Annotated in this window: 24 protein-coding genes and 1 riboswitch; of the genes, 7 read left to right on the forward strand and 17 right to left on the reverse strand. The window is 43.4% G+C overall.

The features are described from left to right. Nucleotides 1-22: 22 nt before the first annotated feature. The 4 genes from EP737_RS20940 to EP737_RS20955 all read right to left on the reverse strand — a co-directional run bounded on the left by EP737_RS20940 (nucleotide 23) and on the right by EP737_RS20955 (nucleotide 3,894). Entirely contained in the window at nucleotides 23-595 is a 573-nt protein-coding gene (locus EP737_RS20940) for a molybdenum cofactor guanylyltransferase (RefSeq protein WP_129730706.1), read from the reverse strand. Further along, nucleotides 592-1,101 carry a MogA/MoaB family molybdenum cofactor biosynthesis protein gene (locus tag EP737_RS20945; RefSeq protein WP_129730640.1) on the reverse strand — a complete coding sequence of 170 codons (510 nt, stop codon included), beginning with the start codon at nucleotides 1,099-1,101 and terminating at the stop codon, nucleotides 592-594. The genes EP737_RS20940 and EP737_RS20945 overlap by 4 nt, the downstream gene beginning before the upstream one ends. 14 nt (nucleotides 1,102-1,115) lie before the next feature. Further along, nucleotides 1,116-2,138 carry a GTP 3',8-cyclase MoaA gene (gene moaA / locus EP737_RS20950; protein ID WP_213084044.1) on the reverse strand — a complete coding sequence of 341 codons (1,023 nt, stop codon included), beginning with the start codon at nucleotides 2,136-2,138 and terminating at the stop codon, nucleotides 1,116-1,118. 430 nt (nucleotides 2,139-2,568) lie between these two features. After that, on the reverse strand, nucleotides 2,569-3,894 hold the full coding sequence (locus EP737_RS20955) for a NarK family nitrate/nitrite MFS transporter (RefSeq protein ID WP_129730644.1): 1,326 nt from the start codon (nucleotides 3,892-3,894) through the stop codon (nucleotides 2,569-2,571). 206 nt (nucleotides 3,895-4,100) lie between these two features. Here EP737_RS20955 and EP737_RS20960 point away from each other — a divergent pair, with 206 nt between their 5' ends. Further along, nucleotides 4,101-4,607: a hypothetical protein gene (locus EP737_RS20960; RefSeq protein ID WP_129730650.1), complete on the forward strand. Its 507-nt coding sequence runs from the start codon at nucleotides 4,101-4,103 to the stop codon at nucleotides 4,605-4,607. A gap of 312 nt (nucleotides 4,608-4,919) precedes the next feature. Here EP737_RS20960 and EP737_RS20965 read toward each other — a convergent pair whose 3' ends face one another. The 3 genes from EP737_RS20965 to metK form a co-directional block, all read right to left on the reverse strand. After that, entirely contained in the window at nucleotides 4,920-5,123 is a 204-nt protein-coding gene (locus EP737_RS20965) for a hypothetical protein (protein WP_129730652.1), read from the reverse strand. A gap of 120 nt (nucleotides 5,124-5,243) precedes the next feature. Then, a complete protein-coding gene (locus tag EP737_RS20970; RefSeq protein WP_129730654.1) occupies nucleotides 5,244-6,065 on the reverse strand; it encodes a DUF2785 domain-containing protein in 822 nt (273 codons plus the stop codon). A 796-nt stretch (nucleotides 6,066-6,861) separates the two neighbouring features. Continuing rightward, nucleotides 6,862-8,061 (reverse strand): methionine adenosyltransferase, encoded by a 1,200-nt coding sequence (metK, locus tag EP737_RS20975; RefSeq protein ID WP_129730656.1) that lies wholly within the window; start codon nucleotides 8,059-8,061, stop codon nucleotides 6,862-6,864. Between the two features lie 142 nt (nucleotides 8,062-8,203). Next, nucleotides 8,204-8,313: riboswitch (SAM riboswitch) on the reverse strand. A gap of 302 nt (nucleotides 8,314-8,615) precedes the next feature. Between metK and pckA the strand changes: the two genes are divergently transcribed. From pckA to EP737_RS20995, 4 genes are all read left to right on the forward strand, one after another. Then, a complete protein-coding gene (gene pckA / locus EP737_RS20980) occupies nucleotides 8,616-10,202 on the forward strand; it encodes a phosphoenolpyruvate carboxykinase (ATP) (protein ID WP_129730708.1) in 1,587 nt (528 codons plus the stop codon). Nucleotides 10,203-10,425: 223 nt separating this feature from the next. Continuing rightward, nucleotides 10,426-11,424, forward strand: a complete 999-nt coding sequence (locus EP737_RS20985) for an ABC transporter substrate-binding protein (RefSeq protein WP_129730658.1) — start codon at nucleotides 10,426-10,428, stop codon at nucleotides 11,422-11,424. A gap of 12 nt (nucleotides 11,425-11,436) precedes the next feature. Then, a complete protein-coding gene (locus EP737_RS20990; protein ID WP_129730660.1) occupies nucleotides 11,437-12,204 on the forward strand; it encodes an ABC transporter ATP-binding protein in 768 nt (255 codons plus the stop codon). A 34-nt stretch (nucleotides 12,205-12,238) separates the two neighbouring features. After that, nucleotides 12,239-13,006: an ABC transporter permease gene (locus tag EP737_RS20995; protein ID WP_425455945.1), complete on the forward strand. Its 768-nt coding sequence runs from the start codon at nucleotides 12,239-12,241 to the stop codon at nucleotides 13,004-13,006. 185 nt (nucleotides 13,007-13,191) lie between these two features. Here the strand turns inward: EP737_RS20995 and ytkD are convergent, their stop codons facing one another. Then, nucleotides 13,192-13,701 (reverse strand): RNA deprotection pyrophosphohydrolase, encoded by a 510-nt coding sequence (gene ytkD / locus EP737_RS21000; RefSeq protein ID WP_129730664.1) that lies wholly within the window; start codon nucleotides 13,699-13,701, stop codon nucleotides 13,192-13,194. 77 nt (nucleotides 13,702-13,778) lie between these two features. Continuing rightward, on the reverse strand, nucleotides 13,779-14,093 hold the full coding sequence (locus tag EP737_RS21005) for a hydrolase (protein ID WP_129730666.1): 315 nt from the start codon (nucleotides 14,091-14,093) through the stop codon (nucleotides 13,779-13,781). 407 nt (nucleotides 14,094-14,500) lie between these two features. Between EP737_RS21005 and ytzI the strand changes: the two genes are divergently transcribed. Next, nucleotides 14,501-14,659, forward strand: coding sequence for a YtzI protein (gene ytzI, locus EP737_RS21010; protein WP_129730668.1), 159 nt, complete (start codon nucleotides 14,501-14,503; stop codon nucleotides 14,657-14,659). Here the strand turns inward: ytzI and EP737_RS21015 are convergent. Beyond that, complete coding sequence (locus EP737_RS21015) at nucleotides 14,656-15,129, reverse strand: S-ribosylhomocysteine lyase (protein WP_129730670.1); 474 nt, start codon at nucleotides 15,127-15,129, stop codon at nucleotides 14,656-14,658. The two genes, ytzI and EP737_RS21015, sit on opposite strands and share 4 nt — an antisense overlap. A gap of 125 nt (nucleotides 15,130-15,254) precedes the next feature. Between EP737_RS21015 and yidD the strand changes: the two genes are divergently transcribed. Next, nucleotides 15,255-15,485, forward strand: coding sequence for a membrane protein insertion efficiency factor YidD (gene yidD, locus EP737_RS21020; RefSeq protein WP_205650994.1), 231 nt, complete (start codon nucleotides 15,255-15,257; stop codon nucleotides 15,483-15,485). On the opposite strand, the gene EP737_RS21025 is transcribed toward yidD, so the two are convergent. The 7 genes from EP737_RS21025 to EP737_RS21055 all read right to left on the reverse strand — a co-directional run bounded on the left by EP737_RS21025 (nucleotide 15,482) and on the right by EP737_RS21055 (nucleotide 23,821). Next, nucleotides 15,482-16,045: a beta-class carbonic anhydrase gene (locus EP737_RS21025; RefSeq protein WP_129730672.1), complete on the reverse strand. Its 564-nt coding sequence runs from the start codon at nucleotides 16,043-16,045 to the stop codon at nucleotides 15,482-15,484. The genes yidD and EP737_RS21025 overlap by 4 nt on opposite strands. Before the next feature lie 205 nt (nucleotides 16,046-16,250). Next, nucleotides 16,251-17,363: an o-succinylbenzoate synthase gene (gene menC, locus EP737_RS21030; RefSeq protein WP_129730674.1), complete on the reverse strand. Its 1,113-nt coding sequence runs from the start codon at nucleotides 17,361-17,363 to the stop codon at nucleotides 16,251-16,253. After that, nucleotides 17,360-18,811, reverse strand: coding sequence for an o-succinylbenzoate--CoA ligase (locus EP737_RS21035; protein WP_129730676.1), 1,452 nt, complete (start codon nucleotides 18,809-18,811; stop codon nucleotides 17,360-17,362). Before EP737_RS21035 ends, menC begins: the two co-directional genes overlap by 4 nt. A gap of 215 nt (nucleotides 18,812-19,026) precedes the next feature. Beyond that, on the reverse strand, nucleotides 19,027-19,845 hold the full coding sequence (gene menB / locus EP737_RS21040; RefSeq protein WP_129730678.1) for a 1,4-dihydroxy-2-naphthoyl-CoA synthase: 819 nt from the start codon (nucleotides 19,843-19,845) through the stop codon (nucleotides 19,027-19,029). A gap of 1 nt (nucleotide 19,846) precedes the next feature. Then, a complete protein-coding gene (gene menH / locus EP737_RS21045) occupies nucleotides 19,847-20,674 on the reverse strand; it encodes a 2-succinyl-6-hydroxy-2,4-cyclohexadiene-1-carboxylate synthase (protein WP_129730680.1) in 828 nt (275 codons plus the stop codon). Next, nucleotides 20,664-22,427 carry a 2-succinyl-5-enolpyruvyl-6-hydroxy-3-cyclohexene-1-carboxylic-acid synthase gene (gene menD / locus EP737_RS21050; protein ID WP_129730682.1) on the reverse strand — a complete coding sequence of 588 codons (1,764 nt, stop codon included), beginning with the start codon at nucleotides 22,425-22,427 and terminating at the stop codon, nucleotides 20,664-20,666. Before menD ends, menH begins: the two co-directional genes overlap by 11 nt. Beyond that, the gene (locus tag EP737_RS21055; RefSeq protein WP_129730684.1) at nucleotides 22,424-23,821 is read right to left on the reverse strand and encodes an isochorismate synthase; all 1,398 of its coding nucleotides are present in this window, start codon (nucleotides 23,819-23,821) and stop codon (nucleotides 22,424-22,426) included. Before EP737_RS21055 ends, menD begins: the two co-directional genes overlap by 4 nt. Between the last annotated feature and the right edge of the window lie 126 nt (nucleotides 23,822-23,947).

Here is a 23,947-nt window from a genome sequence, read left to right on the forward strand (position 1 = left end):
GATCCCTTCATACGAAATCGGCTCATGGTAAATTCATATAGTCTTCCTTCGTGTTCACATTTACGAACGCTTGCGTGTCTATTCCTAGCCTTTCCTCTTTGACGTACGCAACTGTGCATAGAGAAAGAAGCCCCTTCATGCTTCGTTTACCTTCTTGTAACAGCAACCCCAGCTTCTCTTTTACACTTTTGTGATAGCATGCGAACAATGGTTGTATCCGTCCCGCTACAATCGGAACAACCGCATCCACGTTTTCCTCTACTCTGCCGACTATTTTCATTATAATTTCATTTGTTACAAGCGGAACGTCACAAGGCAAGACAATATACCAATCGCCGGCTGATGCTTCCATTCCGGTTAAAATACCAGCAAGGGGCCCCATCCCGCTATACTCTTCCAAATCCTCGCGTACAACAACCCCAGGTAGATGAACTAGTTCCTTAAGATGACTAATCACGACAATTTCATCTACGCTAGGCTGCAGCGCATCAATAGAATAGGTTAGAAATGACTTCCCCTTCCAATGTTGAAGCGCCTTCGGTTCCCCAAATCGGTGTGACTGTCCGCCAGCTAAAACAATGCCAACCGTCCTCATTGACGGTTCAATTCCCATACAACATGCCCAAGTTCCGGCAAAATAAGCTTATTCATCGCAAGACGGACAGCACCTGTAGAGCCTGGCATGGAAAACACTGCCTTTCTATCAATCGTACCAGCAATCGCACGGCTCATGATCGCTGCACTTCCGATATCCTCCGTGTAACTTAGCATCCGAAACAATTCGCCAAACCCTACAATTTCTTTCTCAATGAGTTCACGCACTGCCTCAATCGTTACATCTCTTCGCGTAATACCTGTACCGCCGTTTGTAAGAACGACATCAATATGAGGATCATGGCAGCCGGACAACACAGCCTGCTGAATGCTTTCTTTGTCATCTGTTACAATCTCGTAAGCACCGACCGTTATCCCGTTCTCTTCCAGCAGTCCAATCATAGCAGCGCCGCTTTTATCCGTTTCCTTTGTTCTTGTATCCGAAATTGTGATCACCTTACAGCGAACATGCTCCGCTCCTCGTCTTTTATGCTCTTGTACGCTCATACACTATCCCCTTCTTACCCGCCGATATACGACATTTCAATCGGCTTTCTTTGTTTTCCTTGCTCATAATAGGAGGACCGCTCCTCAGAATAACGATCATCACGCTTTTCCCATGTCCCGCATATTGTTGCAAACAGTTCCTCATCTGAAGCACCGGAACGGATAAACTCACGAAGCGGCGTGCCCTTTTCGGCAAACAAACATGTGTATAGGTGACCATCAGCCGATAAACGTGCACGTGTACACGAAGAACAAAAAGCTGCGGATACAGAAGAAATAAAACCAACTTCTGCTTGAGTACCTACATAACGATACCGCTTCGCTACCTCTCCTGCATAATCAGGAGCAATAGGCTCAATCGGCGTCTCGCTATGAATCATATCGTGAATTTGTTTGCTTGTAATTACCTCATCAAGCTTCCAATTATTCGTTGAACCTACATCCATAAATTCAATGAATCTAAGTGTAATTCCCTTTTCCCTGAAGAAATGGGCCATCGGCAATATTTGCGAATCATTCATACCTTTTTTCACGACCATGTTAACCTTGACTTTTAACCCGGCTTGCACGGCTGCCTCAATTCCTTCTAATACTGTTTCGGAACGAACACCTACTCCGTTCATCTTCGTAAATATATCATTATCGAGCGCATCAAGGCTCGCATTAATCCTTTGGATACCCGCTTGCTTTAAAATCGGTGCATATTTCTTTAACAAAAGACCATTTGTTGTAAGAGACAAATCCTTCACTCCATCAATTGCTGCAAGCATCTCGATGAGCACGGGTAAATCCTTGCGAAGGAGCGGCTCTCCTCCAGTCAAGCGAATCTTTTCTACACCAAGGCGGACAAATTGTTTGGCAAGCCGAGTGATTTCCTCAAAGGTGAGCAGTTGCTCACGCGGCATAAAACAGTGATTCGGACCAAATTCCTCAATCGGCATACAATAAATGCAACGAAAGTTACAGCGGTCTGTCACTGAAATGCGCAAATCACGGAGCGAACGTTTATGCGTATCCTGTACTTTTCTCTCTTCCATCGCAGCGCTCTCCTTTCTGTCACTCTTACTCTTGTTAGAACATCTTTTATTGTAACGCTGAAACGTTAGAAATTCCAACATAAACGTTGTAGTTATTAAGAAAAGCGGCTACATCCCGCTCTTGCTCCCGCAGTAAAACATCCTTTGCATAAAATGCACGGCTTTAGCGAAATTAATCCTTCATGGAGGCTTTCCCTTTATTTTCACCATAGAAGGCGCCTTTTTCCTTTGGTGTTGAAGTTATTTTGTGAAGGAGTAAGCCATGGGAGCTAGATAGCAATCCAAAAATCCCCTTTTTGTTGCGTGAGAAAATCTGACACATCTCTACTATATCCCTAAAATTTTCGACTACGTCGAATTGGCATCGGGCTAGAAATTTATGCTTTCTTACATTGAAAAAAAGGGAAAGAGTACTTCTTTCCCTTTAGCATTAACATTTTATTTTCGCATTCTTCCTTTGATAGAAATACCAATTTAAACCAAAGGAAATGATATAAAAGACGATAAAAACGTAGAATGCTGTTGCATGTGTTCCTGTCGTTTCTACAGACCATCCAAACAATTTCGGAATAAAGAAGGAGCCGTAAGCTGCAAACGCTGCTGTGAATCCTAGTACTGGTGCAGCTTCTTTAACAGGAAAGATGTTTGGAATCATTTGGAACGTAGAGCCAGAACCAATACCCGCTGCCACAAATAATACAAGGAAGGATGCTAAAAAGCCATTAAAATCCTTTTGAGCCAAGAAATGAATAACCCCTAGCGCCCCGATTGTCATCACAACAAGCGTAAATGCCGTTACTCTAGAGCCGCCAAATTTATCAGAAATCCAGCCGCCAATCGGACGACCTGCTGCTGCTAACAATGCACCTAAGAAGGCAAGCGATAATTTTTCAGGGAATTGTGCTTTTAATAATAACGGAAATGCTGCAGAATACCCAATAAAGGAACCGAATGTTGCAACGTATAACCAAGTCATAATCCAAGTATGTTTACGCTTTACAATCACAAATTGTGCAGCTGGAGATTGCTTCACCCCCGGAACATTATCCATTCCGAGTAATGCTGCAAGCGTTACAATGATAATTGGAATGACCCAAATAAATGCTGCATTTTGCAGCCAAAGCTCTTGACCATTTTGCAATACTTGCCCTTCGCCGCCAATTGCTGCGAATGTGCCAGTTGTAATAATTAAAGGTGTAACAAACTGCACGACGGAGACACCCATGTTTCCTAGACCGCCATTAATACCAAGTGCTGTGCCTTTTTCTTTTTTTGGGAAGAAGAAGCTAATATTTGCAACAGAAGAAGAAAAGCTTCCGCCGCCAAGTCCACAAAGCGCTGCTAATAGAAGCATAGTGGAATATGGCGTGTCTGGATTTTGCACCGCCACTCCAATTCCAATTGCCGGAACTGCGAGAATAGCTGTAGAGAATACAGTCCAGTTACGTCCCCCAAACTGTCCCACACCGAACGTATATACGAAACGAAGTGTTGCGCCGACAAGGCCCGGAATTGCCGCTAATGTAAATAATTGCTCTTGCGAAAAGGCAAAACCAATATCATTTAATCTTACTGCAACAACAGACCAAATTTGCCAAACAATAAAAGAAAGCATTAACGCTGGAACAGAGATCCAAAGATTTCTTGTCGCATGGCGTCTTCCTTCCGCTGCCCAAAACGTTGGGTTTTCAGGATCCCAGTTAGCACCGATACGACCTTGTTTTTTCTTAAACTGTTTCTCTACAACAGTGGCCATATACATTCCCCTCTCTGCATTTAAGTTATTTTCATTTCAATTTTGATAGTATGGAGTGCGCTCTCTATGCTTTTATCTTATAGTGGTTGTAGAAAAAGAAATGTGATATTTATCACAAAATCAGGCTTACCTGTGACCATGTTCACAGAATATTCATCACCAGTAAGCCATAATAAAATTACAATAGTAATGAAGGGGGCTTTACGATGTTAAAGACGAGAATTACATATCAGACTGGCAATCCCGCGGAGTATATCCAAGAGCTTACCACAAGCGCTTTAGATAAATTGGTTACGATAGAGGTACGTGAGGAAACGAAGGAGGTTTCTGTTTCTTTTTCCGAAAAGCTATCATACGCACAATACGCCTTAATCCATCGTTTTCTTGTTATACTGGCAGAAAAAATAAATGGACGCATCTTCGATAAAGGCAGCATGCTCGGCTATTTGCAAGATGGCACCCCCGCTTATATCGTAACAAACTGGGATGAGTGGAGCCGCTTTTTACATGAGAAAAAATTGCACTCCTCTCAAGGAGAATATGTCCATGTATACGCGGACAGCGAACTCCTTGAAAGCGGTATTTTATTGGAGTATGAAATGAGCAAGGAAGGAGAGGCATTTGCAATTACAAGCTGCACATTACTTACTTCAGAAGGGGAAGTAACCCTTCATGGGGAGGCGCTTGTATTAGAGGCGGAGCAGAGATTTTAAAGAAAACTCGCCGATTGGCAAGCCCTGCCTTTGGGTGAAGACAAAGGCTTAGTTGCACTTATACTTTATTCCTAAAATTTCTGGCTACGTCGAATTGTCTTCTAGCTAGAAATTTATACTTTCTTAGAGTGTAAAGAAAACTCGCTGACTGGCGAGCCGGTAGGCGAAGACAGAAGCGTAGTTGCACTTATACTGTATTCCTAAAATTTCTAACTACGTCGAATCACTTCTAGCTAGAAATTTATACTTTTCTACAGTGTAAAAAAATCCCCACCAAGCGGGGATTTTCATCGGTTCTATCAATAAAACGATTTACATCTGTTTCTTCTTAGCCTTTTGCATAACAACGATCAAATAAAACATAGCTAAAAAACCAACTACTCCAAATCCTAGGGAGAGATAATCTGGTGTTTCAAAATTTTGTCTATTTGTTATCCATTGATAAATCGATTGAAGTGGAGCAACCGCAACAATCACTAATACAATCCAATAACCATAGCCCGAGATTTTCTTCATCATACACACTCCAATATTAGCTACACATTAGAAGCCTTTTTTGCTTCCCAAGTCCTGCTTTTCATAATACTGTAAATATTTAAAAAGGACTGTCCCATTTAGCAGGAACAGTCTTTCCTTTCATTCATGCTCCCGTAATCTTAGCTGCTGCAACGTCTCACGTAACATGGATGCAATATTATCATCTGTTACTCGAAAATATAAGCTGCGCAAAAACATCTTGATGTTTTGCGTTACAATATCTCGAGCCGGCTGCACTGCCTCTTCTAGCTCAACAAAGTTTACAATCCACGCTGCCATATACATTTCATTAATAAGTCCCTTTTCCCAAAGCGCAAGTACCACACGTACAAAATGTTCATCTTCGAAATGAGCATACACTTGCTCTCCCTGACACACCTTTTCCTTAATCGCCTCTAACATCGCATATGCAAGAGATGCCTGCTCTGTTGTTAAACAACGAGCAATTGCAGCAAGAGCATCAGCTGCCTGCACAACAGCCTGTGCTTTTCCTTTTTCTTTTATATATCCTCTCACATCTTGTTCCAAATACAGATACTCTATCATTTGCTCGGCAACACTCTCTAGCTGCTCCTCTGATAAAAACGGATCACGTTCATGAAAAGATAGAATAGCAGCCAAAACAGAAGCAGAAGCAGCTCGCCGAAACACAGAATCTGTTCCATCCTCACCAATTCCATACAATAAATAATCTGGACTTAACGCTTGAAGCAATAGGCCCCTTAGCTCCTTATGACGAAACACCCCGTTTGCAATCCAGCTTGCTAAAACCTCATAAATCAACTCACGGAAATCAGCATCAGTTGAACCAATTTCCTCCATAATTATTTGCGTATACGGATAAGCATCCGTATCATCAGGCACCGCGTACCTGTGATCTCGAATGAGGCGCAGCTCAGACTGTACAGTATCTTGTTCCATTTTCATCTCCCGCCCTTTACACAATTGTAGATAGATCGATCTTTGCTATGTATAACACCTTTCAAGCATATAACATACAGCCAGAACAATGCTACTCGTTTCACTAAAGAAAACTCGCCGACTGGCGAGCCCTGCCTTTGGTCGAAAACAGAGGCGTAGCCCTACTTATACTGTATTCCTAAAATTTCTCACGACGTCGAATTGGCTTCTAGCTAGAAATTTATACTTTCTTAAAGTGTAATAAAAGCCTTGAGTCACGTTCTTTGACCCAAGGCTTTTCACACATATGTGATGGAATTGTATCCGAATGCACTTGTCATTCTTCTGTTGCTCTCTAGTTTATAGCTGTGTATCATATATCCTCGTATCATACATCCTTTGTATTTGTACTTTATGTACAACAGAATGCATAATTCTTTCATGTTCGGATCCTTTGGAGGTAGTCCAAACCACCCCGCTTAAGAATACACTCAGACAAAGCAGCCAAAACAAACACGCAATTTTATTAATCATTGCAGTCCATCCTTCCTTTCCCCTTTACACTGGTTATGCTCCACAAAGGGAACGAACAGAAAATGCATCTGCAGGCTTATTGTTTGAGGAAAAGAAACGATGCACTCATTCCTTTTTTTCACAACTACAGGGAACCGAACAGCCCGTGTTGATCTTGTAGCTGATTGGCGTAGCTCTCCTTATACTGTATTCCTAAAATTTCCGGCTACGTCTCACTTCTAGCCGGAAATTTATACTTTTTCAAATAAAAAAGACCCATGCGCTGCATAGATCTTTTTCATGATTATACCCCTGCTTGCTGACGAAGCGTATCAGCTTTGTCTATACGCTCCCAAGTAAGGTCAAGCTCGTTGCGGCCAAAGTGACCGTACGCTGCTGTTTTCTTATAAATCGGGCGACGTAAATCAAGCATTTTAATGATACCTGCTGGACGAAGGTCAAAATTTTTACGAATCAAATCAACCAATACATCCTCAGACACTTTTCCTGTTCCAAATGTATCAACAGAAATAGATACTGGCTGCGCTACACCAATCGCGTATGCAAGCTGTACTTCCGCTTTATCCGCAAGCCCTGCTGCTACGATGTTTTTCGCAACGTAACGAGCGGCATATGCTGCAGAACGGTCTACCTTTGTAGGATCCTTACCGGAGAACGCACCGCCGCCATGGCGAGCATACCCGCCGTATGTATCAACAATGATTTTACGGCCTGTTAAACCAGCATCCCCTTGCGGTCCACCGATTACGAAGCGGCCTGTTGGGTTAATAAAGTATTTTGTATTCTCATCAACAAGCTCAGCTGGAACAACTGGCTTAATTACATATTCTTTAAGATTACGCTCGATTTGCTCATGCGTTGCTTCTGGATGGTGCTGCGTGGAAATAACGATTGTATCAACGCGAACCGGCTTTCCATTTTCATCGTATTCAACCGTTACTTGTGTTTTACCGTCCGGACGAAGGTACGGTAATGTATCATCCTTGCGCACTTCTGTTAAACGGCGGGATAACTTGTGTGCAAGAGAGATTGGAAGAGGCATAAGCTCTTTCGTTTCGTTACATGCAAAACCAAACATTAAACCTTGGTCACCAGCACCGATTGCTTCGATTTCTTCGTCAGACATAGAGCCTTCACGCGCTTCCAGCGCTTTATCTACACCCGCTGCGATATCGGCAGACTGTTCATCGATAGAAGTTAATACCGCACATGTTCCAGCATCAAAGCCGTACTTTGCACGAGTATAGCCAATTTCACGGATTGTTTCACGAACGATTTTTGGAATGTCCACGTATGTAGAAGTTGTAATTTCACCAGCTACTAGCACTAAACCTGTTGTTACCGTTGTTTCACAAGCTACACGTGCGTTTGGATCGTTTGTTAAAATCGCATCCAAAATAGAATCTGAAATTTGGTCACAAATTTTGTCCGGATGCCCTTCGGTTACAGACTCGGACGTGAAAAGACGACGCTTGTTTGTCATTGGTAAACCTCCCCTAATCTATTATGTACGGAACTCATCCCTAAATTAAATTGTCATACGACATTCTTAAAATTCCCAAGAAAGCAAAATAAAAAACCTTTCCATCTGAGGAAAGGTTGAATGTGTCATTTCTTGCCTTTCACTCTTATCGTTCAAAGCATTGCTGCCTTGCATCAGGTTGAGCACCTTTACCTTTTCGGTCAGGTTGCTGGGCTTCATAGGGCCTGTCCCTCTGCCAGCTCGGGATAAGAGAGTATCCGTCTTAAAGCTATAGTATAGAAATAACACTACTTTGTCAATTCATTCCCCTTAAATTTCAGCAAAAAAATCCTGCTTATTATGTGTTGGTACATGTATTCTAAAACGAATAATAGTACACACCAATTCATCTAATAACATCTTGATCAATTTTTATAACAGGAAAAATCCCCAAAAAGTGTAAACACACAAACATAAACCAATAAATAGTATACACTATTTATAACAATGTGTTATACTTTTTATGGGTAATGTGAGATATTTTTCTATAATTCAAACAAAGGATGGTTTTGATGATGAATACTGCGAATGTCCAAATCGGGTTAACTGAACTATTAAACGGAAGCAATGCACATGTTCAATTAAGCGTACCGCAATTGGTAGAAAAGGTTTTAATCCGAGAAGAAGGAAGCCTAACTTCAACAGGTGCTGTTTCTGTTTCAACCGGAAAATATACAGGACGTTCCCCCAAGGACAAATTTATTGTCAGCGAAGCATCCGTCAAGGATAAAATTGACTGGGGCGTAGTGAACCAGCCAATTGCTGAAGAAACCTTTCACCACTTATACACAAAGGTACTGGAGCATTTAAGAGAAAAAGAGGAGCTTTTCGTATTCAAGGGCTTTGCTGGCGCAGACCGTAACTACCGCCTTCCCATCCAGGTTGTAAATGAATTCGCATGGCACAACTTATTTGCCCAGCAGCTATTCATCCGCCCGACAACACAGGAGCTTGCAAACCACGAAGCACAATTCACCATCGTGTCTGCTCCGACATTCAAAGCAGACCCAGCACTCGATGGAACAAAATCGGAGACATTCATTATCATTTCCTTTGAAAAGCGGATTGTACTGATTGGAGGTACAGAATATGCAGGAGAAATGAAGAAATCCATCTTCTCCATTATGAACTATTTGCTTCCAGAGAAAGATATCCTTTCTATGCACTGTTCGGCCAATGTAGGGGAAGAAGGAGACGTTGCACTATTCTTTGGTTTATCCGGTACAGGAAAAACAACCTTGTCTGCCGATTCAAACCGTAAATTAATCGGTGATGATGAGCACGGTTGGTCTGACAACGGCGTATTCAATATTGAAGGCGGCTGCTATGCAAAATGCGTAAATCTATCCCGCAAGAAGGAACCTCAAATTTTCGACGCGATTACTTTCGGCTCTGTATTAGAGAATGTTGTGTTAGATGAGAATACTAGATTTGCAGATTATAATGATACCTCCTTAACAGAGAATACACGTGCCGCGTATCGGATTGATGCAATTGAAAATATTGTACTTCCAAGTGTTGCCGGTCATCCGAATACAATTGTCTTTTTAACCGCGGATGCATTTGGCGTACTGCCTCCTATCAGTAAATTAACAAAGGAGCAAGCCATGTACCATTTTTTAAGTGGCTACACAAGTAAGCTTGCCGGTACAGAACGCGGTGTTACATCTCCGCAGGCGACCTTCTCAACATGCTTTGGCTCCCCGTTTCTGCCATTACATGCATCCCGCTACGCAGACATGCTTGGTCAAAAGATTGAAAAGCACGGAGCAAAGGTATTCCTTGTGAATACTGGTTGGACGGGCGGAGAATACGGAACTGGAAAACGAATGAACCTTGCGTATACGCGTGCAATGGTGCAGGCTGCGCTAAGCGGTGAGCTCGACCGTACGGAAACGGTGAAAGACGATATTTTCGGTCTAGACATTCCACTTCATGTGCCAGGTGTACCAGATGATGTCTTAACACCGAAAAAAACATGGGCTGATCCAGCTGCCTACAAGGCAACAGCATTAAAGCTTGCGGCACAATTCAAAGAAAACTTCAAAAAGTTCAAAACGGTTCCTGAGCGTATCGTGAAGCTTGGCGGTCCCATGATGTAACCTGTGTTGTCTCATACCGCTTAGGGAAAGCCTACTCTTCTAACAAAACCTTGGCTTGTTGGAAACGAATTATATTAGAAAAAGAGCAGCCTATCGTGGCTGCTCTTTTTCTAATACAATCTTGGCTATTTCCGTTCTGGGACAAGCAAAAATTTTTCTAGGCGCTCACATATGGGCGTTTTTTCACATACAGTAAAATAGGCTTACTTTAGGAGGTGCATCTATGAAAAAGCTGGTTAGCGTATTAACAATTATAATGTTAAGCTTCTTTACATTTGTCGCATGCAATCAAACAAAACAAGTAAATATGCAAAAAGTTCGTGTCGGAGAGGTAACACACTCCTTATTCTACGCACCATTATATGTGGCGTTACAAAATGGATATTTCAAAGATGAGGGTCTGGACATTGATTTACAAACAACAGCTGGCGGCGACAAAACAATGACTGCGCTTCTCTCAAATGGCATTGATATTGCTCTCGTTGGTTCGGAAACATCGATTTATGTGTATAATCAAGGGGCGAAAGATCCTGTTATTAACTTTGCACAGCTCACACAAACAGATGGAACATTTCTCGTTTCCCGCAAGAAACTCGACTCCTTTAACTGGAGCGACTTAGAGGGAAGTGTATTTTTGGGGCAAAGAAAAGGCGGTATGCCGCAAATGGTTGGGGAATACGTCTTGAAGAAATACGGGATCAACCCGCAGCAAGATTTAACTTTAATTCAAAACGTTGAGTTTGCCAATATTGCAAACGCCTTTGCTTCTGGTACAGGTGACTTCGTTCAATTATTTGAACCAACCGCAAGTATTTTCGAAAAAGAAGGAAAAGGTTATATCGTAGCATCCTTTGGCAAGGAATCCGGTAAAGTTCCCTATACATCTTTTATGACAAAAGAAAGCTACTTAAAAGATAACAAGAAGGTCATCGAAAAATTCACAAGAGCCCTCTATAAAGGGCAGCAATGGGTGGATACACATAGTCCGGAAGAAATCGCAAAAGTAGTAACACCACTCTTCGAGGATACACCACAGGATATTATCGTTAAGGTCATTGAGCGCTATAAAAACCAAAACTCTTATGCAACAAATCCGATTTTAGATACAGAAGAGTGGAACAACCTGCAAAGTATTATGAAGGAAGCTGGAGAACTGCCAAAAGAAGTGCCATATGACATATTAGTGGACACTTCGATTGCGGAAAATGTCATTAATCAATAGGAGTGATTCCGCATGAGCTTTTTGACGATCCAAAATTTATACCATTGCTTTTTCGATGCCAAGGAAGCGAGGCTCGTGCTGGCTGATATTCATCTTCAGGTGGAGCAGGGAGAATTCATTTCTTTCTTAGGACCAAGCGGCTGCGGCAAAACAACTCTTCTCTCGATCATCGCCGGATTGCTTCGGCCGCTAGAAGGAACCATTGAGATTGAGGGAGAGCGTGTATGGAGACCGACCTCCTCAATCGGCTATATGCTCCAGCAGGACTACTTGTTTCCATGGAAAACAATCGAGGAAAATATCATGACGGGTCTTCGCATTACTAAGGCATATAATGAAGACAAAAGGCTGCAAGCACTGAAGCTGCTTAGTGAAGTTGGACTCAAAAATGTCGAGACGCTGTATCCGCGCCAGTTGTCAGGCGGTATGCGCCAACGAGTGGCGCTCGTGCGTACACTTGCCACCAATCCCAAAATACTGCTGCTAGATGAACCATTCTCAGCTCTAGACCATCAAACCAAAATCAAGCTGGAGGAACTCGTGTGCACCTTGCTGAAGCAGTTTAAAAAAACAGCTATCCTTGTCACTCATGATATCGAAGAGGCTATTTCTATGAGTGACCGCATTTTCTTGCTCCACACCAATCCCGGCCGTATTGCTAAAACCATTCTCGTCCCAGAAGATATTCGTTTACTTTCTCCATTTCAGGCACGCCAGCATCCAAAATTCAGGAATCTATTTCAATCTATATGGAGGGAGCTGGAAAAACTTGAAGTATAAAAACTTAGATTTATCCTTCCTGCATCGAGCATATATACAAAAAGAACAAAAGAAAAGGCGAGCCATCGCATTGTTACAGGCTTTCATATTAGTTATCTTCTTTGTTCTTTGGGAGATCGCAAGCCGCAGCCAGTGGATTGACCCGCTGCTTTTCAGCTCCCCTTCCAGGATTTTTAACATGCTGGCTGACAAACTACTGGATGGCTCATTATATCCTCATATTTGGACGACGCTTCTAGAAACATTTACTGGCTTTCTTCTTGGTACTGTCCTCGGAACACTTATTGCAACGATATTATGGGCCTTACCGTTTCTTGCTAAGGTTCTTGATCCGTATCTCGTCGTATTAAATGCCATGCCAAAGGTAGCACTCGGGCCAATTATTATTGTTATTTTCGGACCGACCATTACATCCTCCATTGCCATGGGTGTGATCGTTTCCATCATTATCACAATTCTTGTTATTTACTCTGCATTTCGTGAGGTGGACCCAAATTATTTAAAGGTGCTGCAAACATTCGGCGCTAATAGATGGCAATGCTATCAGAAGGTTATCCTTCCTGCTTCATTGCCAATCATTATTTCAACCTTAAAGGTAAACGTTGGTCTTTCTTGGGTTGGCGTTATTTTTGGTGAACTTCTTGTTTCTAAGCAAGGTTTAGGATACTTAATTAGCTATGGCTTTCAAGTATTCAACTTTACCCTTGTTCTTATGAGCGTTTTGCTTACATGCGTATTGGCTACTGTTATGTATGTGCTTGTCGAGTGGTTTGAACGTATATTAAGTCAACATATCGAATGAATATATGTAAAGAAAACTCACCAATTGGCGAAGACAGAGGCGTAGTTGCACTTACACTGTAATCCTAGAATTTCCGACTGCGTCAAATTCGCTTCTAGCTGAGAATTTATGCTTCCTACAATGTAATACAAACAGACCTAGCCTATAAATGACTCGGTCTGTTTGTATATAGATATATATCTGCTTTAGAATTCCTGTACTTTGCTCTCTAGCATCCCTGTGCTATGTAAACAATGTTTTTGAATATACGCCAGGCTGTGCCGCAGCACATCGTCGCGCATAATAAAGCTAAAGCGCTTATCCTCTTTAATGTCATCCGGTATCTTCTTAAGCAGAACAGATCCGTTTGTTTCATTGTAATGTGTATGATCCTGCAAATCGCTAATTGTAGCAAAATAAATATTCTTAATAATAATTTTATCCCTTCCTGAGACCTTATATTGTCCTATATATTGCAAATAGGATACAATCCCGCCTGTTTCTTCCCGCACTTCACGTACAGCGGCTTCTTCAGGTTTCTCTCCGTCCTCTACTTTTCCACCCGGAAATTCTAATCCGCGTCGTAAATGATGCGTCAGCAGCCACTCATCTCCACGCCGGCAAACAACCCATACATGCTTAGGTTCATGGGAAAACGGACGATCTTCAAAGGATAACTGTACTGTATTGTGGTAATAATCTTTAAAAGTGTACATTCACACGCTCCCCTAACAATTGTGGCGAATTTTTCTTACCACAAATTGTAGCACATTCTTCGCGCCTATGCCTATTATTACAGTCCGTCTATAATGCCCAATTGCGCGATGATTTCTTGTGTCTCCTGATTGCTCAGGCTATAAATCATTTGATATGCTTTTTGAAGGCTATCGTCATATTCATGGTTTTCTGGGTCATGATGATACTCAAGGAATGGGATATGTGATCTAACAAAGGTTTTTAAATCTGCCTGATATGCTTCATCGAAATATTGACGAAGCTGCACAATTTCTATATCGCTTGCTTGAATTTCAAAGCTGTACGTATTCGCGGATTTCACCTTAGAAATCTCACCGTCTGCAATCGATACATAGTATGTTTGTTTCTCCATTTATTATCCCTCACTTTGCGAAATACTACGGTTCCTTAAACAGTGCCATCGCGCTGATAATGTCTCTATTCCTAATTGTTCCTAATTAATATAAGAAATATGCAGAACGCTGCGGACATGGTACTATGTAAGAAAAGCCTGTTTCGCTGTCTCAAAGAAAAGGGAAGGCCAATAACTGAAAAAAGGCGGGCCTTGGGAGCTAGATATCACCCCGAAAAGTTATACTTTCTTATCTTGCTTGTAAAGAAAACTCGCCGATTGGCGAAGATAGAGGTGTAGCTGCACTTACGCTGTATTCCTAAAATTTCCGATTATGTCGAATGGCTTCTTGCTGGAATTTTATACTCCTACAGTGTAAAAAGAAATACATTCTTATCCTTTAAAGCAGGAAAGGGGAGGAGAGAGGAATGTTTCATATACTAGTTATTGCTGTAATAGTTGTGATTGTTGTGCTGCTTTTATCTGTTGTCACAATTAATAAGGGCTACTCTTACAAACACTCTGTCGATCGTGCCGAAGATAGCCCTTATGTAAAACAAGACGAGGATAAACCCTCAGGTCATTAACCGAATACTTTTTCCAACTCGGCTTTTTCTTGTTGTAGCCAGAAATTCATAAGACGCTTTGCACCTTCTAAGTCATGAAGCTTAGCCTGCCCACATTGCGTTTCGTTTGCAGCTGGAACCTCTACTATTTCAACCGCGTCCTTCATCGTGTCTTCTAATAAATCGATGATTTCACGAACAGTCGGCGTACCGCTGACAACAAGATAAAAGCCTGTTTGGCATCCCATTGGAGAAATATCGATAATATCAAAATGACCGTATTTTTCTACATGCTTTCTTAAGTTATAAGCAAGCAAATGCTCTAATGTATGAATAACATCCGGCTTCATCGCCTGCTTATTCGGCTGACAAAAGCGAATATCAAACTTATTCACAACGCCGTCGCTCCCTACATGGTGAACACCGCAATGTCTCACATAGGGCGCTTTTACAATATTATGATCAAGCTCAAAGCTTTCTACTGATGGCATAATCAAATCCTCCTTTTTTCTGGATGTGCTGCATTGTATTCACATACACTCCATAATGATATTTGAAAGTTGGATTTTAGTAAAGAATACTGTCTAAAATAATGACAATGAAAAGGAGCCAGCCCATGAAATCTATGCTTCTCGCACTGATTCGCTTTTATCAGCTCGTAATCTCTCCGATAAAGCCGCCGTCATGCCGTTTTTATCCCACATGCTCACACTATGGTTTAGAGGCAATCCGCCGTCACGGCGCGGCAAAAGGAGGCTGGCTCACAATCAAACGTATTTGTAAATGTCATCCGTTTCATCCAGGCGGCTTTGACCCTGTGCCGGAAAAAACGGAAAAATATCATTAGGCTTCGTACCCGTCCGTAACCAAATCAAGACGTCCTGTTTTCGGATCAATAACCAAGCCATGAACCGGTATGCCCTCTGGCATTAATGGATGCTGGCGGATAATATCGACACTATGCTTCACGCTATCTTCTACATTTTCAAAGCCATGTAGGAAGCGTTCTAAATCAATGCCTGAAAAGCGAAGTGTATCCAGTTTCTCTTCCGAAACACCGCGAGCCTTCATTTTCTCGATTGTCTTTTCTGCTTGCAGACTTGCCATACCGCAATCGTAATGGCCGATAACACATACCTCGTCAGCGCCAAGCTCGTATAAAGCAACAAGGACGCTGCGCATAATACTACCAAATGGATGGGCAATAACCGCTCCAGCCACCTTTATAATTTTAACATCCCCATTGCGAATGTTCATTGCCTTTGGAAGAAGCTCAACAAGTCTCGTATCCATGCAGGAAATAATAACGAGCTTTTTCTCAGGATATTTATCTGTTTGGAACTTCTCATATTCCTTCTCCTGCACAAACTTCTCGTTAAAAGTTAACACTTCATGTAATAAACTCATACATTAATTCCTCCTTTATTTAATCTTCCCTTGCTTGAAAACAAGTCAAGAGGAAGAGGTTAAAAATAGCTAAGAACTGACCCTCTACTTTTTACAGCTGACAAAAAACACCATGATTCACAAGATTCTGTAACATTTTCGACAAAAAATGCTCACTTCTTCACTATACAACAAATCAGATGGTATGGGAAGAAGTCGAACTTACTCATAAGTGATTTTCAAGTACGATTGTTTGCATTGTGATATTCCTTAGCCTTTTCCGGTTCACCTTATACCCGAGACCCGGCACAGATGATACAGGCACTCTTCCATCGGACAATGTTATGTCAGGAATAATCACATCCTCTTCCCAATGGCGTGAAGATGCAGAGATATCACCCGGAATCGTGAAATTTGGGAGAGCCGCAAGCGCCACATTTTGAGCACGAGATATGCCGGTCTCAATCATCCCCCCGCACCAAACTGGAATATGATGAGCTTGGCAATAATCATGAATACGAATCGCCTCGGTCAATCCTCCCACTCGCCCCGCCTTAATATTTACAACGCGGCAGCTTCCAAGCGTGATCGCCACGCGGGCATCTTCAAGAGAATGAATACTCTCATCTAAACAAATGGGTGTTTGCAGCTCTTTTTGCAGCAATGCATGATCCAAAATATCATCATCAGCTAACGGCTGTTCAATCATCATCAGTCCGAAATCATCAAGCTTCTTTAGCTGATCCTTATCTTGCAGTGTATAAGCCGAGTTAGCATCAGCCATGAGAGGGAGATTGGGAAACGCCTGACGAATCCCTTGCAGCAGCTCAGAATCATACCCTGGTTTAATTTTCACTTTAAATCTTTGATACCCCTCCGCAGCATAGCGTTCAATTTGCTGGAGCATGTGCGGCAACGTATCGATTCCAATTACTACTCCTACTTCAATGTCGCTTCGTACCCCGCCAAGCACTGCTGCGAGCGGTTGATTTTTATGCTGTGCATATATATCCCAAATAGCCCCTTCAAGTCCTGCCTTTGCCATACGATTTCGCTTCACATTTGAAAATAGCTGAGGCAGCTCGCTTGGATGTTCAATAGTCCTCCCCAGTAAGCTTGGAACAAGAAATTCACGTAACATATGTAAGGAGGTTTGAACAGTCTCCTCCGTATACCATGGCTGCGAAAAGGCAACGACCTCTCCCCAGCCAATGCAGCCGTCCATATCCTCTATTTCAATTAAAATACTCTCCCGCTCCCGATATGTTCCGTAGCTTGTTGCAAAAGGAAAAACGAGCTTCATTTCCGTAATATGGAGCGTGACTCGCTTAATGTTCATACGAATTCTCCCTCGACCTTTTTCTTCAGTTCGCGACGCAACAGCTTATTGGAAGCATTGCGCGGCAGCTCGTCTACAAATTGAATCTCCCGAGGAACCTTATAGCGGGCCAGCCTTTTGTCGCAAAACACAAGAAGTTCCTCCTCCGTGACGGGACTCGTTCCTGCTTTTCGAACAAACGCAACCGGCACTTGTCCCCATATTTCATCCTTTCGTCCAACAACGCCTGCTTCTTCTACGTCTGGATGAGCGAGAAGCACCTCTTCAATTTGGGCAGGATAAATATTCTCTCCTCCAGAGATAATCAGGTCACTCCGGCGATCAAGTACATACAAAAATCCTTCCTGATCCACGTAGCCAATATCACCCGTTCGCAGCCAACCCTCCTCTAGCTGCACATCTCGCTTAAAGTACCCCTTTGCGACATTCGGCCCTTTAACAACAATTTCCCCTGGTACATTTGCAGGAGCTGCCTCTCCGTTTGCTTCGATCCGTAGTTGACAGAAAAATAACGGCTTACCCGCTGAACCCACCTTTGTTAGCATATAATCCGAGGACAGAGTACAAATTTGCGAAGCGGTCTCTGTCATACCATACGTTTGGTATACAGGGATATCTTTTTTCATACACTCCTCTAACAAAGGCTTCGGAGCGGGCCCACCGCCAAGAAGCACGCAACGCAGCGCCTTTGGATACGTATTCTCCCCAAGACCGCGCACCATATCTGTAAGCACCTTCGTTACAACGGAAATGATCGTAACGCCCCTTTCTTGAATTGCTTGATTTAGGGCGGCTGCATCGACCTTCTCCATAAGTACAACGCGCATGCCGTATATAACACTTTTCAGCAGAATCGACAAACCTCCAACATGAAAAAAAGGCAGACAGGCAAGCCAGCAATCATTCTCCCGAAACCCTATATTAAGCGCAGAACCGACAGCGCTGCTCCAATGGTTTCCATATGTCAACAATACACCCTTTGGGTTCCCTGTCGTGCCGGATGTGTATATGATCGTCATGACGGTATCCGAATAAAAATCCTCTTGTATAACATAAGGTTGCTCCTGAAGGGAGGAGAGCTCTCCTATTGTATATGTAGTCACATGTCTCCCATAATGCCGAAGAGCCTCGTCTGTTAGCAAAAGGGACACTTCAGCATCGTTCATTTGCCAGGCAAGCTCTTCCTCTGAGAGCCTCGTATTTAGCAGCACAGCAGTCGCTCCGACATAGGCTAAGGCATGAATTGTCAGCACCATTTGTATGCTGTTACGCATTAAAACTGCAACCTGGCTTCCTTCCTCAACTCCAGCGCTGCATAGCTTACCGGCAAGTGAAGCAACTCTTTGATGAAGCTCCCGAAATGTCAGCCGCTCCCTCTCTGTTTCAAGAGCAATGCGATCCGGTGTTAAAAATTCTCGTTGCTTGAGCCAATTTGGCATTGTCTCCATCATCATCACTCCTTTCTACGGATTGCGGTAAAATTTTGATAGTAACGAAAACACGCCGATTGGCGAGCCCCGCTCTTGGGCGAAGACAGCGGCGTAGTTGCACTTATACTTTATTCCTAAAATTTCCAACTACGCCGACTGGCTTCCAGCTGGAAATTTCTACTTTCTTACAGTGAAAAAAAGACTTGATGACAATGCATCAAGCCTTTTTTCTATCAAGGAAAACGAGGGAATTGACCGAAATCTGGCTTGCGTTTTTCCTTAAACGCATCCCGTCCTTCTTTTGCTTCCTCCGTTGTGTAATACAATAATGTTGCATCTCCAGCAAATTGCTGAATACCTGCAAGACCGTCTGTATCTGCATTAAAGGCTGCTTTTAGGAAACGAATTGCTGTTGGACTTTTCTCTAAAATTTCCTCACACCATTTTACTGTTTCTTCTTCTAGCTGTTCAAGCGGAACCACTGTATTTACAAGGCCCATGTCCAGCGCTTCCTGCGCGTTATATTGACGGCATAAATACCAAATTTCACGCGCCTTTTTATGGCCAACAATACGAGCTAAATAACCTGATCCGTAGCCAGCATCGAAGCTACCTACCTTCGGTCCAGTCTGGCCAAATACCGCATTATCCGCTGCAATCGTTAGATCGCAGACGATGTGAAGAACGTGGCCTCCGCCAATTGCATATCCTGCTACCATTGCAATAACCGGTTTTGGAATCACACGGATTAAGCGTTGTAAATCAAGTACATTCAAACGAGGAATTTCGTCCTCTCCTACATATCCGCCGTGACCGCGTACCTTTTGGTCACCGCCGGAACAAAATGCACGACCGCCTTCACCTGTTAAAATGATCACACCAATAGAAGCGTCATCACGCGCACGCGCAAATGCATCAATTAACTCAGACACTGTTTTTGGACGAAATGCGTTATGTACTTCTGGACGATTGATCGAAATTTTAGCGATACCGTTGTATGTAGAATAAATAATATCTTCATACTTTCCTTGTTGTACCCATTCAAAAGCCATGTTATAAACCTCCTTCTAAATATTGTGCTTGGAAAAAGCTCCTTACTATTGTATCAAACTTTTCTGGTTGTTCCACATGAATTGTATGACCCGCACCAGAAACTTGTACAAATTCAGCATTAGGAAGCCGCTGCTCCATACATTGTAAAATACGGAGAAACTTTTCGTCATATTCTCCCCCAAGCAATAAAACGGGCATGCACAGCCTATGCAAGGAACTCCACCAAGAGGGCTGCATTCCCGTCCCCATACCGCGCAAGCTATTTGCTAAACCGAGCGGGTTATTTTGCAAACGCTGCTGCCGCATTTGTTCCCTCACAGAATAGGGCAGCTGCTGTTGAGAGGCAAACAAGGGGATATTCTCCCACCTCTCCACAAAAGCCTCTAGACCATGCTCCATGATAAAATCTGCCTGCTGCTGATCTTGCCGCTTGCGTTCCTCGCGCTCCTCTTCACTTTCTAAACCCGGGGTGCAGCTCTCAAGCACAAGCGACCGTACCCGTTCTGCATATAAAGAAGCAATCGTAATAGCAAGCCGTCCCCCCATTGAATAGCCGAGCACATGCGCCTGTTTTATCTTTAAAGCATCAAGAAGGGCAATCATATCAGCAGCAGTCTGTTCAATGCTGTAACGCGCCCAATCGCTCGGGCTGTCCGTTTTCCCATGACCCGGCAGGTCAACAGTAATGACCTGTAAGTCATGGCTCCACAAGGGAAGAAAGCGGCGCCACACATCTTTACTTCCGGTAAAGCCATGCAGCAGTAAAAGCGCGTCACCGCTTCCTGTAATTTCATATTCATAATGCATGCCACCAAGCTTAATCAGCATTACGGTTCCCTCGCAGCCTCTCTGTTACAGACGTGGAAATGGTTGCCCACAAAGCACGATGCATTTGCAGATTGGATTCACGGTTTGTACGAATCTCAATCACATGTAAGCCGTTAGAGGAAATGCCGTTAGCTACTGCACTCCGGAATTGCTCCCATGTTTTTGGACGGCTGAAAACCCCATGATACATGTTGACAACATGCTCGTAATCAAGTCCGAGCGGCGTTCCAAATAGTGCTTCAAAATGCTTCTTCTCTGCATATTGCGGCAAAAACGAAAAAATCCCCCCGCCATCATTGTTAATCACAACGATTGTCGCATTTAAGTTGTGCAGTTTTGCCGCCAATAATCCATTTAAGTCATGATAAAAAGACAAATCGCCAAGGACAAGCACAAGCGGCTCATAATGCGTACTAGCACCTAAAGCGGTCGAAACAGTTCCATCAATTCCGTTCACGCCGCGGTTGGCCAAAATGTTGATCTTTTTATCTCTCGTCAAAAAGAAAGTGTCCACGTCTCGAATCGGCATGCTGTTACCTACAAAGAGTGCCGATTGATCCGGTAATACATCTGCCAGCTCCATCATCACACGCCCTTCAAATGGCTCTTCATCCAAACCAGCGTAGGATAGGTGCTCGCGTGCAAGTGCATTCAGCTCACGCCACATACGAAGCCAGGCTGTTTCCCTCTGATTTGCAGAAGCAAATGCGGTTAATTGTCTGCAAACAGAGACCTCGTCCGCATATATCATCTCGGATGCAATTAAAGCAGGGTCACGCCAGCCCCCTTTTTCAATCACGAGATGGACTGCTGACGTTCTGGACTGTATATACTGTGTTAATGCTTTCGAAACAGGCATAGCTCCAAAACGAATGATGATGTCCGGCTGCAAATTCTGAATCTCCTCATTACGCAAGAAGGCATCATAGCACTCTAACACATTTTCTTTCTCGTGCTTACCGCTGCGCACATTAGAGAGCGGATCTGCCAAAATTGGGTATTGATATGCTGCGGCGAAGGCAGCAACCTCTTCAGCAAACGAAGGATCATTCATTTCACCGCAGACAATCAGCCCCTTTTCCATAGATGCAAAACGTTTACTTAGCGATCCCGCATGGAAGGGTGGAAGGACTGAATTCCCAAACGTAACAGATGTATACTGATTCGCGCGCCCAGCCTTCCCTCCTTCCCAAAGATTTGGCAGAGAGAAATTCGGAATAAGCGGCTCCCGAAGCGGAAAATTCATATGAACAGGACCGCTTGGCGCCCCGTTCATGACAGCAATGGCTCTTGCCGTCGTCGTACGAACGTATTGATACATTCGTTCTGATGCTTCAGGCAACGCCATTTCGATAAACTCCTTCGTAAAGGATCCAAACAAGTTCAGCTGATTCATGGCTTGCGGCGCCCCTACATCTCTCAGCTCGTGCGGTCGATCGGCCGTTAGAATCAGCAGCGGCACACGGGAGTGAAATGCTTCACTTACAGCCGGCCAATAATTGGCTGCCGCTGTACCAGATGTACAAAGAATAGCTACAGGCCTCCTCTTTGCCTTGGCAATGCCAAGCGCAAAATAAGCAGCCGATCGCTCATCCACATGTACATAGGTTTTCATGCTTTCATGCTCTGCCATTAGCATAGCTAACGGCGTTGAGCGGGAACCGGGGCTGATGACGGTTTCGCACACGCCAAGACGTGTTAACTCATCAACAAAAGCCCCTAAATAATAGGATAACGCTTCTGTATAGCTCATTTCATACTTCCTCCTAATGCGGATAGCATAGGTTTGAACTTCATTTTTGTTTCTTCATACTCCATGTGCGGCTGTGAGCTTTCTACAATACCGCACCCTGCAAACAAGGAAGCATTCGCCCCCCGTATAAGTGCAGAACGAATCCCAACCGCAAACTCTCCATTTCCCTTATAGTCAATCCAACCAATTGGACCTGCATACAAACCGCGGTCTAGATCTTCTTGTTCACGAATCAGCTCCATCGCCTCTTCGCGCGGGGTACCTCCCAGAGCAGGAGTGGGGTGCAATTTCTCTACCATTTCAAACAAATTGCACACCCCCCTCCCTTCTACTGGCGTATAGAGATGAATTAGGTTCTTTGTCCTCATAACTCCGGGCTGATGCGGAATATTTACCTCAGTGCAAACGGATGTCATAACCTTACGGATCATATCTACAACATAGCGATGCTCTACTAAGTTTTTCTCATCCTGCAGCAGTTCTGCTGCATTCTGTTCATCCTCCTCTTCCGTATTGCCGCGTCCAATAGAACCGGCTAAGCACATAGAGGTGAACAATTGGTCTTCCTTTTTAACGAGCCTCTCAGGCGTTGCACCAAGAAAGCAGGTATCTTGATAATCAATTGAAAAAATATAGCAATCCGGCTGTCCGATGCGTAATGCTTGAACAATATGCGCCGAATCAAATTCATTTTCTGCTGTTAATCGCAATTCACGCGCTAATACAACCTTTTGCACACGTCCTTGCTTCATTTCACTTTGAACGGCTTGAATTGCTTCCATCCAGCTTTTCGTTTGTACCTCATGTTGGCTAACAATAACGCTTCCTTGTTCTGACAAAGGCTGTCTGCTATGCTGGAGCAGCTGTTCCTCCATATTTTGCATACGCTCATACAGATCCTCTGCACAATCATCATGCCCTACAAGCTGATTAATTGTCAGCCAAGATTCTCCTTCCTTCATTGTAAGCAGGAAGGACGGCAATACTAAGACTGTATCGGAAAGCGTCTCCCAAAGCTGCGTTTTCTGCTTTAGCGGATCAAAGGAAAATCCGCCAAACAGCAGAGGTCCTGTCCCAAACGAATAGGCCGGTCCGTGCACAATGACACCATTTAGAAGCTGCTGCCATCGATTCTGCGTATCCTGAAAGCGCTTTTGAGAAGAATTTGCTATAGTGAAAGCAGATCCAATTCCTGCGAAAACTATATGTTGTTCTGGATCGGACCAATAAAACCGCTCCGTGTACCCGAATTGTTTTGCGGCCGCATAAAAAAGAAGCGGATCTGTCCACTCTACCTTCTTTACGGCACTGACTAATACTTTCGTGTCTATTGCAGCTTGTTGTATAGCAGTAAGGAGCGATTGATGTAATCCCTTGTGTTCTGTTCGAAGCACTTTGATTTCCCCCTTACTCGGGTAAACATACTGAAATTACCCTTGTATTTTTAAGATACACCCCGAACGAAACCTGTGTCAATCTTTAGCATTTTTGCGGAAATTACAGCCTTCTGAAGGAAAACG

The sequence above is a fragment of the Ectobacillus funiculus genome, assembly GCF_004138295.1.
Taxonomy (GTDB): domain Bacteria; phylum Bacillota; class Bacilli; order Bacillales; family Bacillaceae_G; genus Ectobacillus; species Ectobacillus funiculus.

Coding starts and splice junctions, on each gene's coding strand:
- EP737_RS20940 (WP_129730706.1), bottom strand. CDS start 595: ATGAGGACGGTTGGCATTGTTTTAGCTGGCGGACAGTCACACCGATTT.
- EP737_RS20945 (WP_129730640.1), bottom strand. CDS start 1,101: ATGAGCGTACAAGAGCATAAAAGACGAGGAGCGGAGCATGTTCGCTGT.
- moaA (WP_213084044.1), bottom strand. CDS start 2,138: ATGGAAGAGAGAAAAGTACAGGATACGCATAAACGTTCGCTCCGTGAT.
- EP737_RS20955 (WP_129730644.1), bottom strand. CDS start 3,894: ATGGCCACTGTTGTAGAGAAACAGTTTAAGAAAAAACAAGGTCGTATC.
- EP737_RS20960 (WP_129730650.1), top strand. CDS start 4,101: ATGTTAAAGACGAGAATTACATATCAGACTGGCAATCCCGCGGAGTAT.
- EP737_RS20965 (WP_129730652.1), bottom strand. CDS start 5,123: ATGAAGAAAATCTCGGGCTATGGTTATTGGATTGTATTAGTGATTGTT.
- EP737_RS20970 (WP_129730654.1), bottom strand. CDS start 6,065: ATGGAACAAGATACTGTACAGTCTGAGCTGCGCCTCATTCGAGATCAC.
- metK (WP_129730656.1), bottom strand. CDS start 8,061: ATGACAAACAAGCGTCGTCTTTTCACGTCCGAGTCTGTAACCGAAGGG.
- pckA (WP_129730708.1), top strand. CDS start 8,616: ATGAATACTGCGAATGTCCAAATCGGGTTAACTGAACTATTAAACGGA.
- EP737_RS20985 (WP_129730658.1), top strand. CDS start 10,426: ATGAAAAAGCTGGTTAGCGTATTAACAATTATAATGTTAAGCTTCTTT.
- EP737_RS20990 (WP_129730660.1), top strand. CDS start 11,437: ATGAGCTTTTTGACGATCCAAAATTTATACCATTGCTTTTTCGATGCC.
- ytkD (WP_129730664.1), bottom strand. CDS start 13,701: ATGTACACTTTTAAAGATTATTACCACAATACAGTACAGTTATCCTTT.
- EP737_RS21005 (WP_129730666.1), bottom strand. CDS start 14,093: ATGGAGAAACAAACATACTATGTATCGATTGCAGACGGTGAGATTTCT.
- ytzI (WP_129730668.1), top strand. CDS start 14,501: ATGTTTCATATACTAGTTATTGCTGTAATAGTTGTGATTGTTGTGCTG.
- EP737_RS21015 (WP_129730670.1), bottom strand. CDS start 15,129: ATGCCATCAGTAGAAAGCTTTGAGCTTGATCATAATATTGTAAAAGCG.
- yidD (WP_205650994.1), top strand. CDS start 15,255: ATGAAATCTATGCTTCTCGCACTGATTCGCTTTTATCAGCTCGTAATC.
- EP737_RS21025 (WP_129730672.1), bottom strand. CDS start 16,045: ATGAGTTTATTACATGAAGTGTTAACTTTTAACGAGAAGTTTGTGCAG.
- menC (WP_129730674.1), bottom strand. CDS start 17,363: ATGAACATTAAGCGAGTCACGCTCCATATTACGGAAATGAAGCTCGTT.
- EP737_RS21035 (WP_129730676.1), bottom strand. CDS start 18,811: ATGGAGACAATGCCAAATTGGCTCAAGCAACGAGAATTTTTAACACCG.
- menB (WP_129730678.1), bottom strand. CDS start 19,845: ATGGCTTTTGAATGGGTACAACAAGGAAAGTATGAAGATATTATTTAT.
- menH (WP_129730680.1), bottom strand. CDS start 20,674: ATGCTGATTAAGCTTGGTGGCATGCATTATGAATATGAAATTACAGGA.
- menD (WP_129730682.1), bottom strand. CDS start 22,427: ATGAGCTATACAGAAGCGTTATCCTATTATTTAGGGGCTTTTGTTGAT.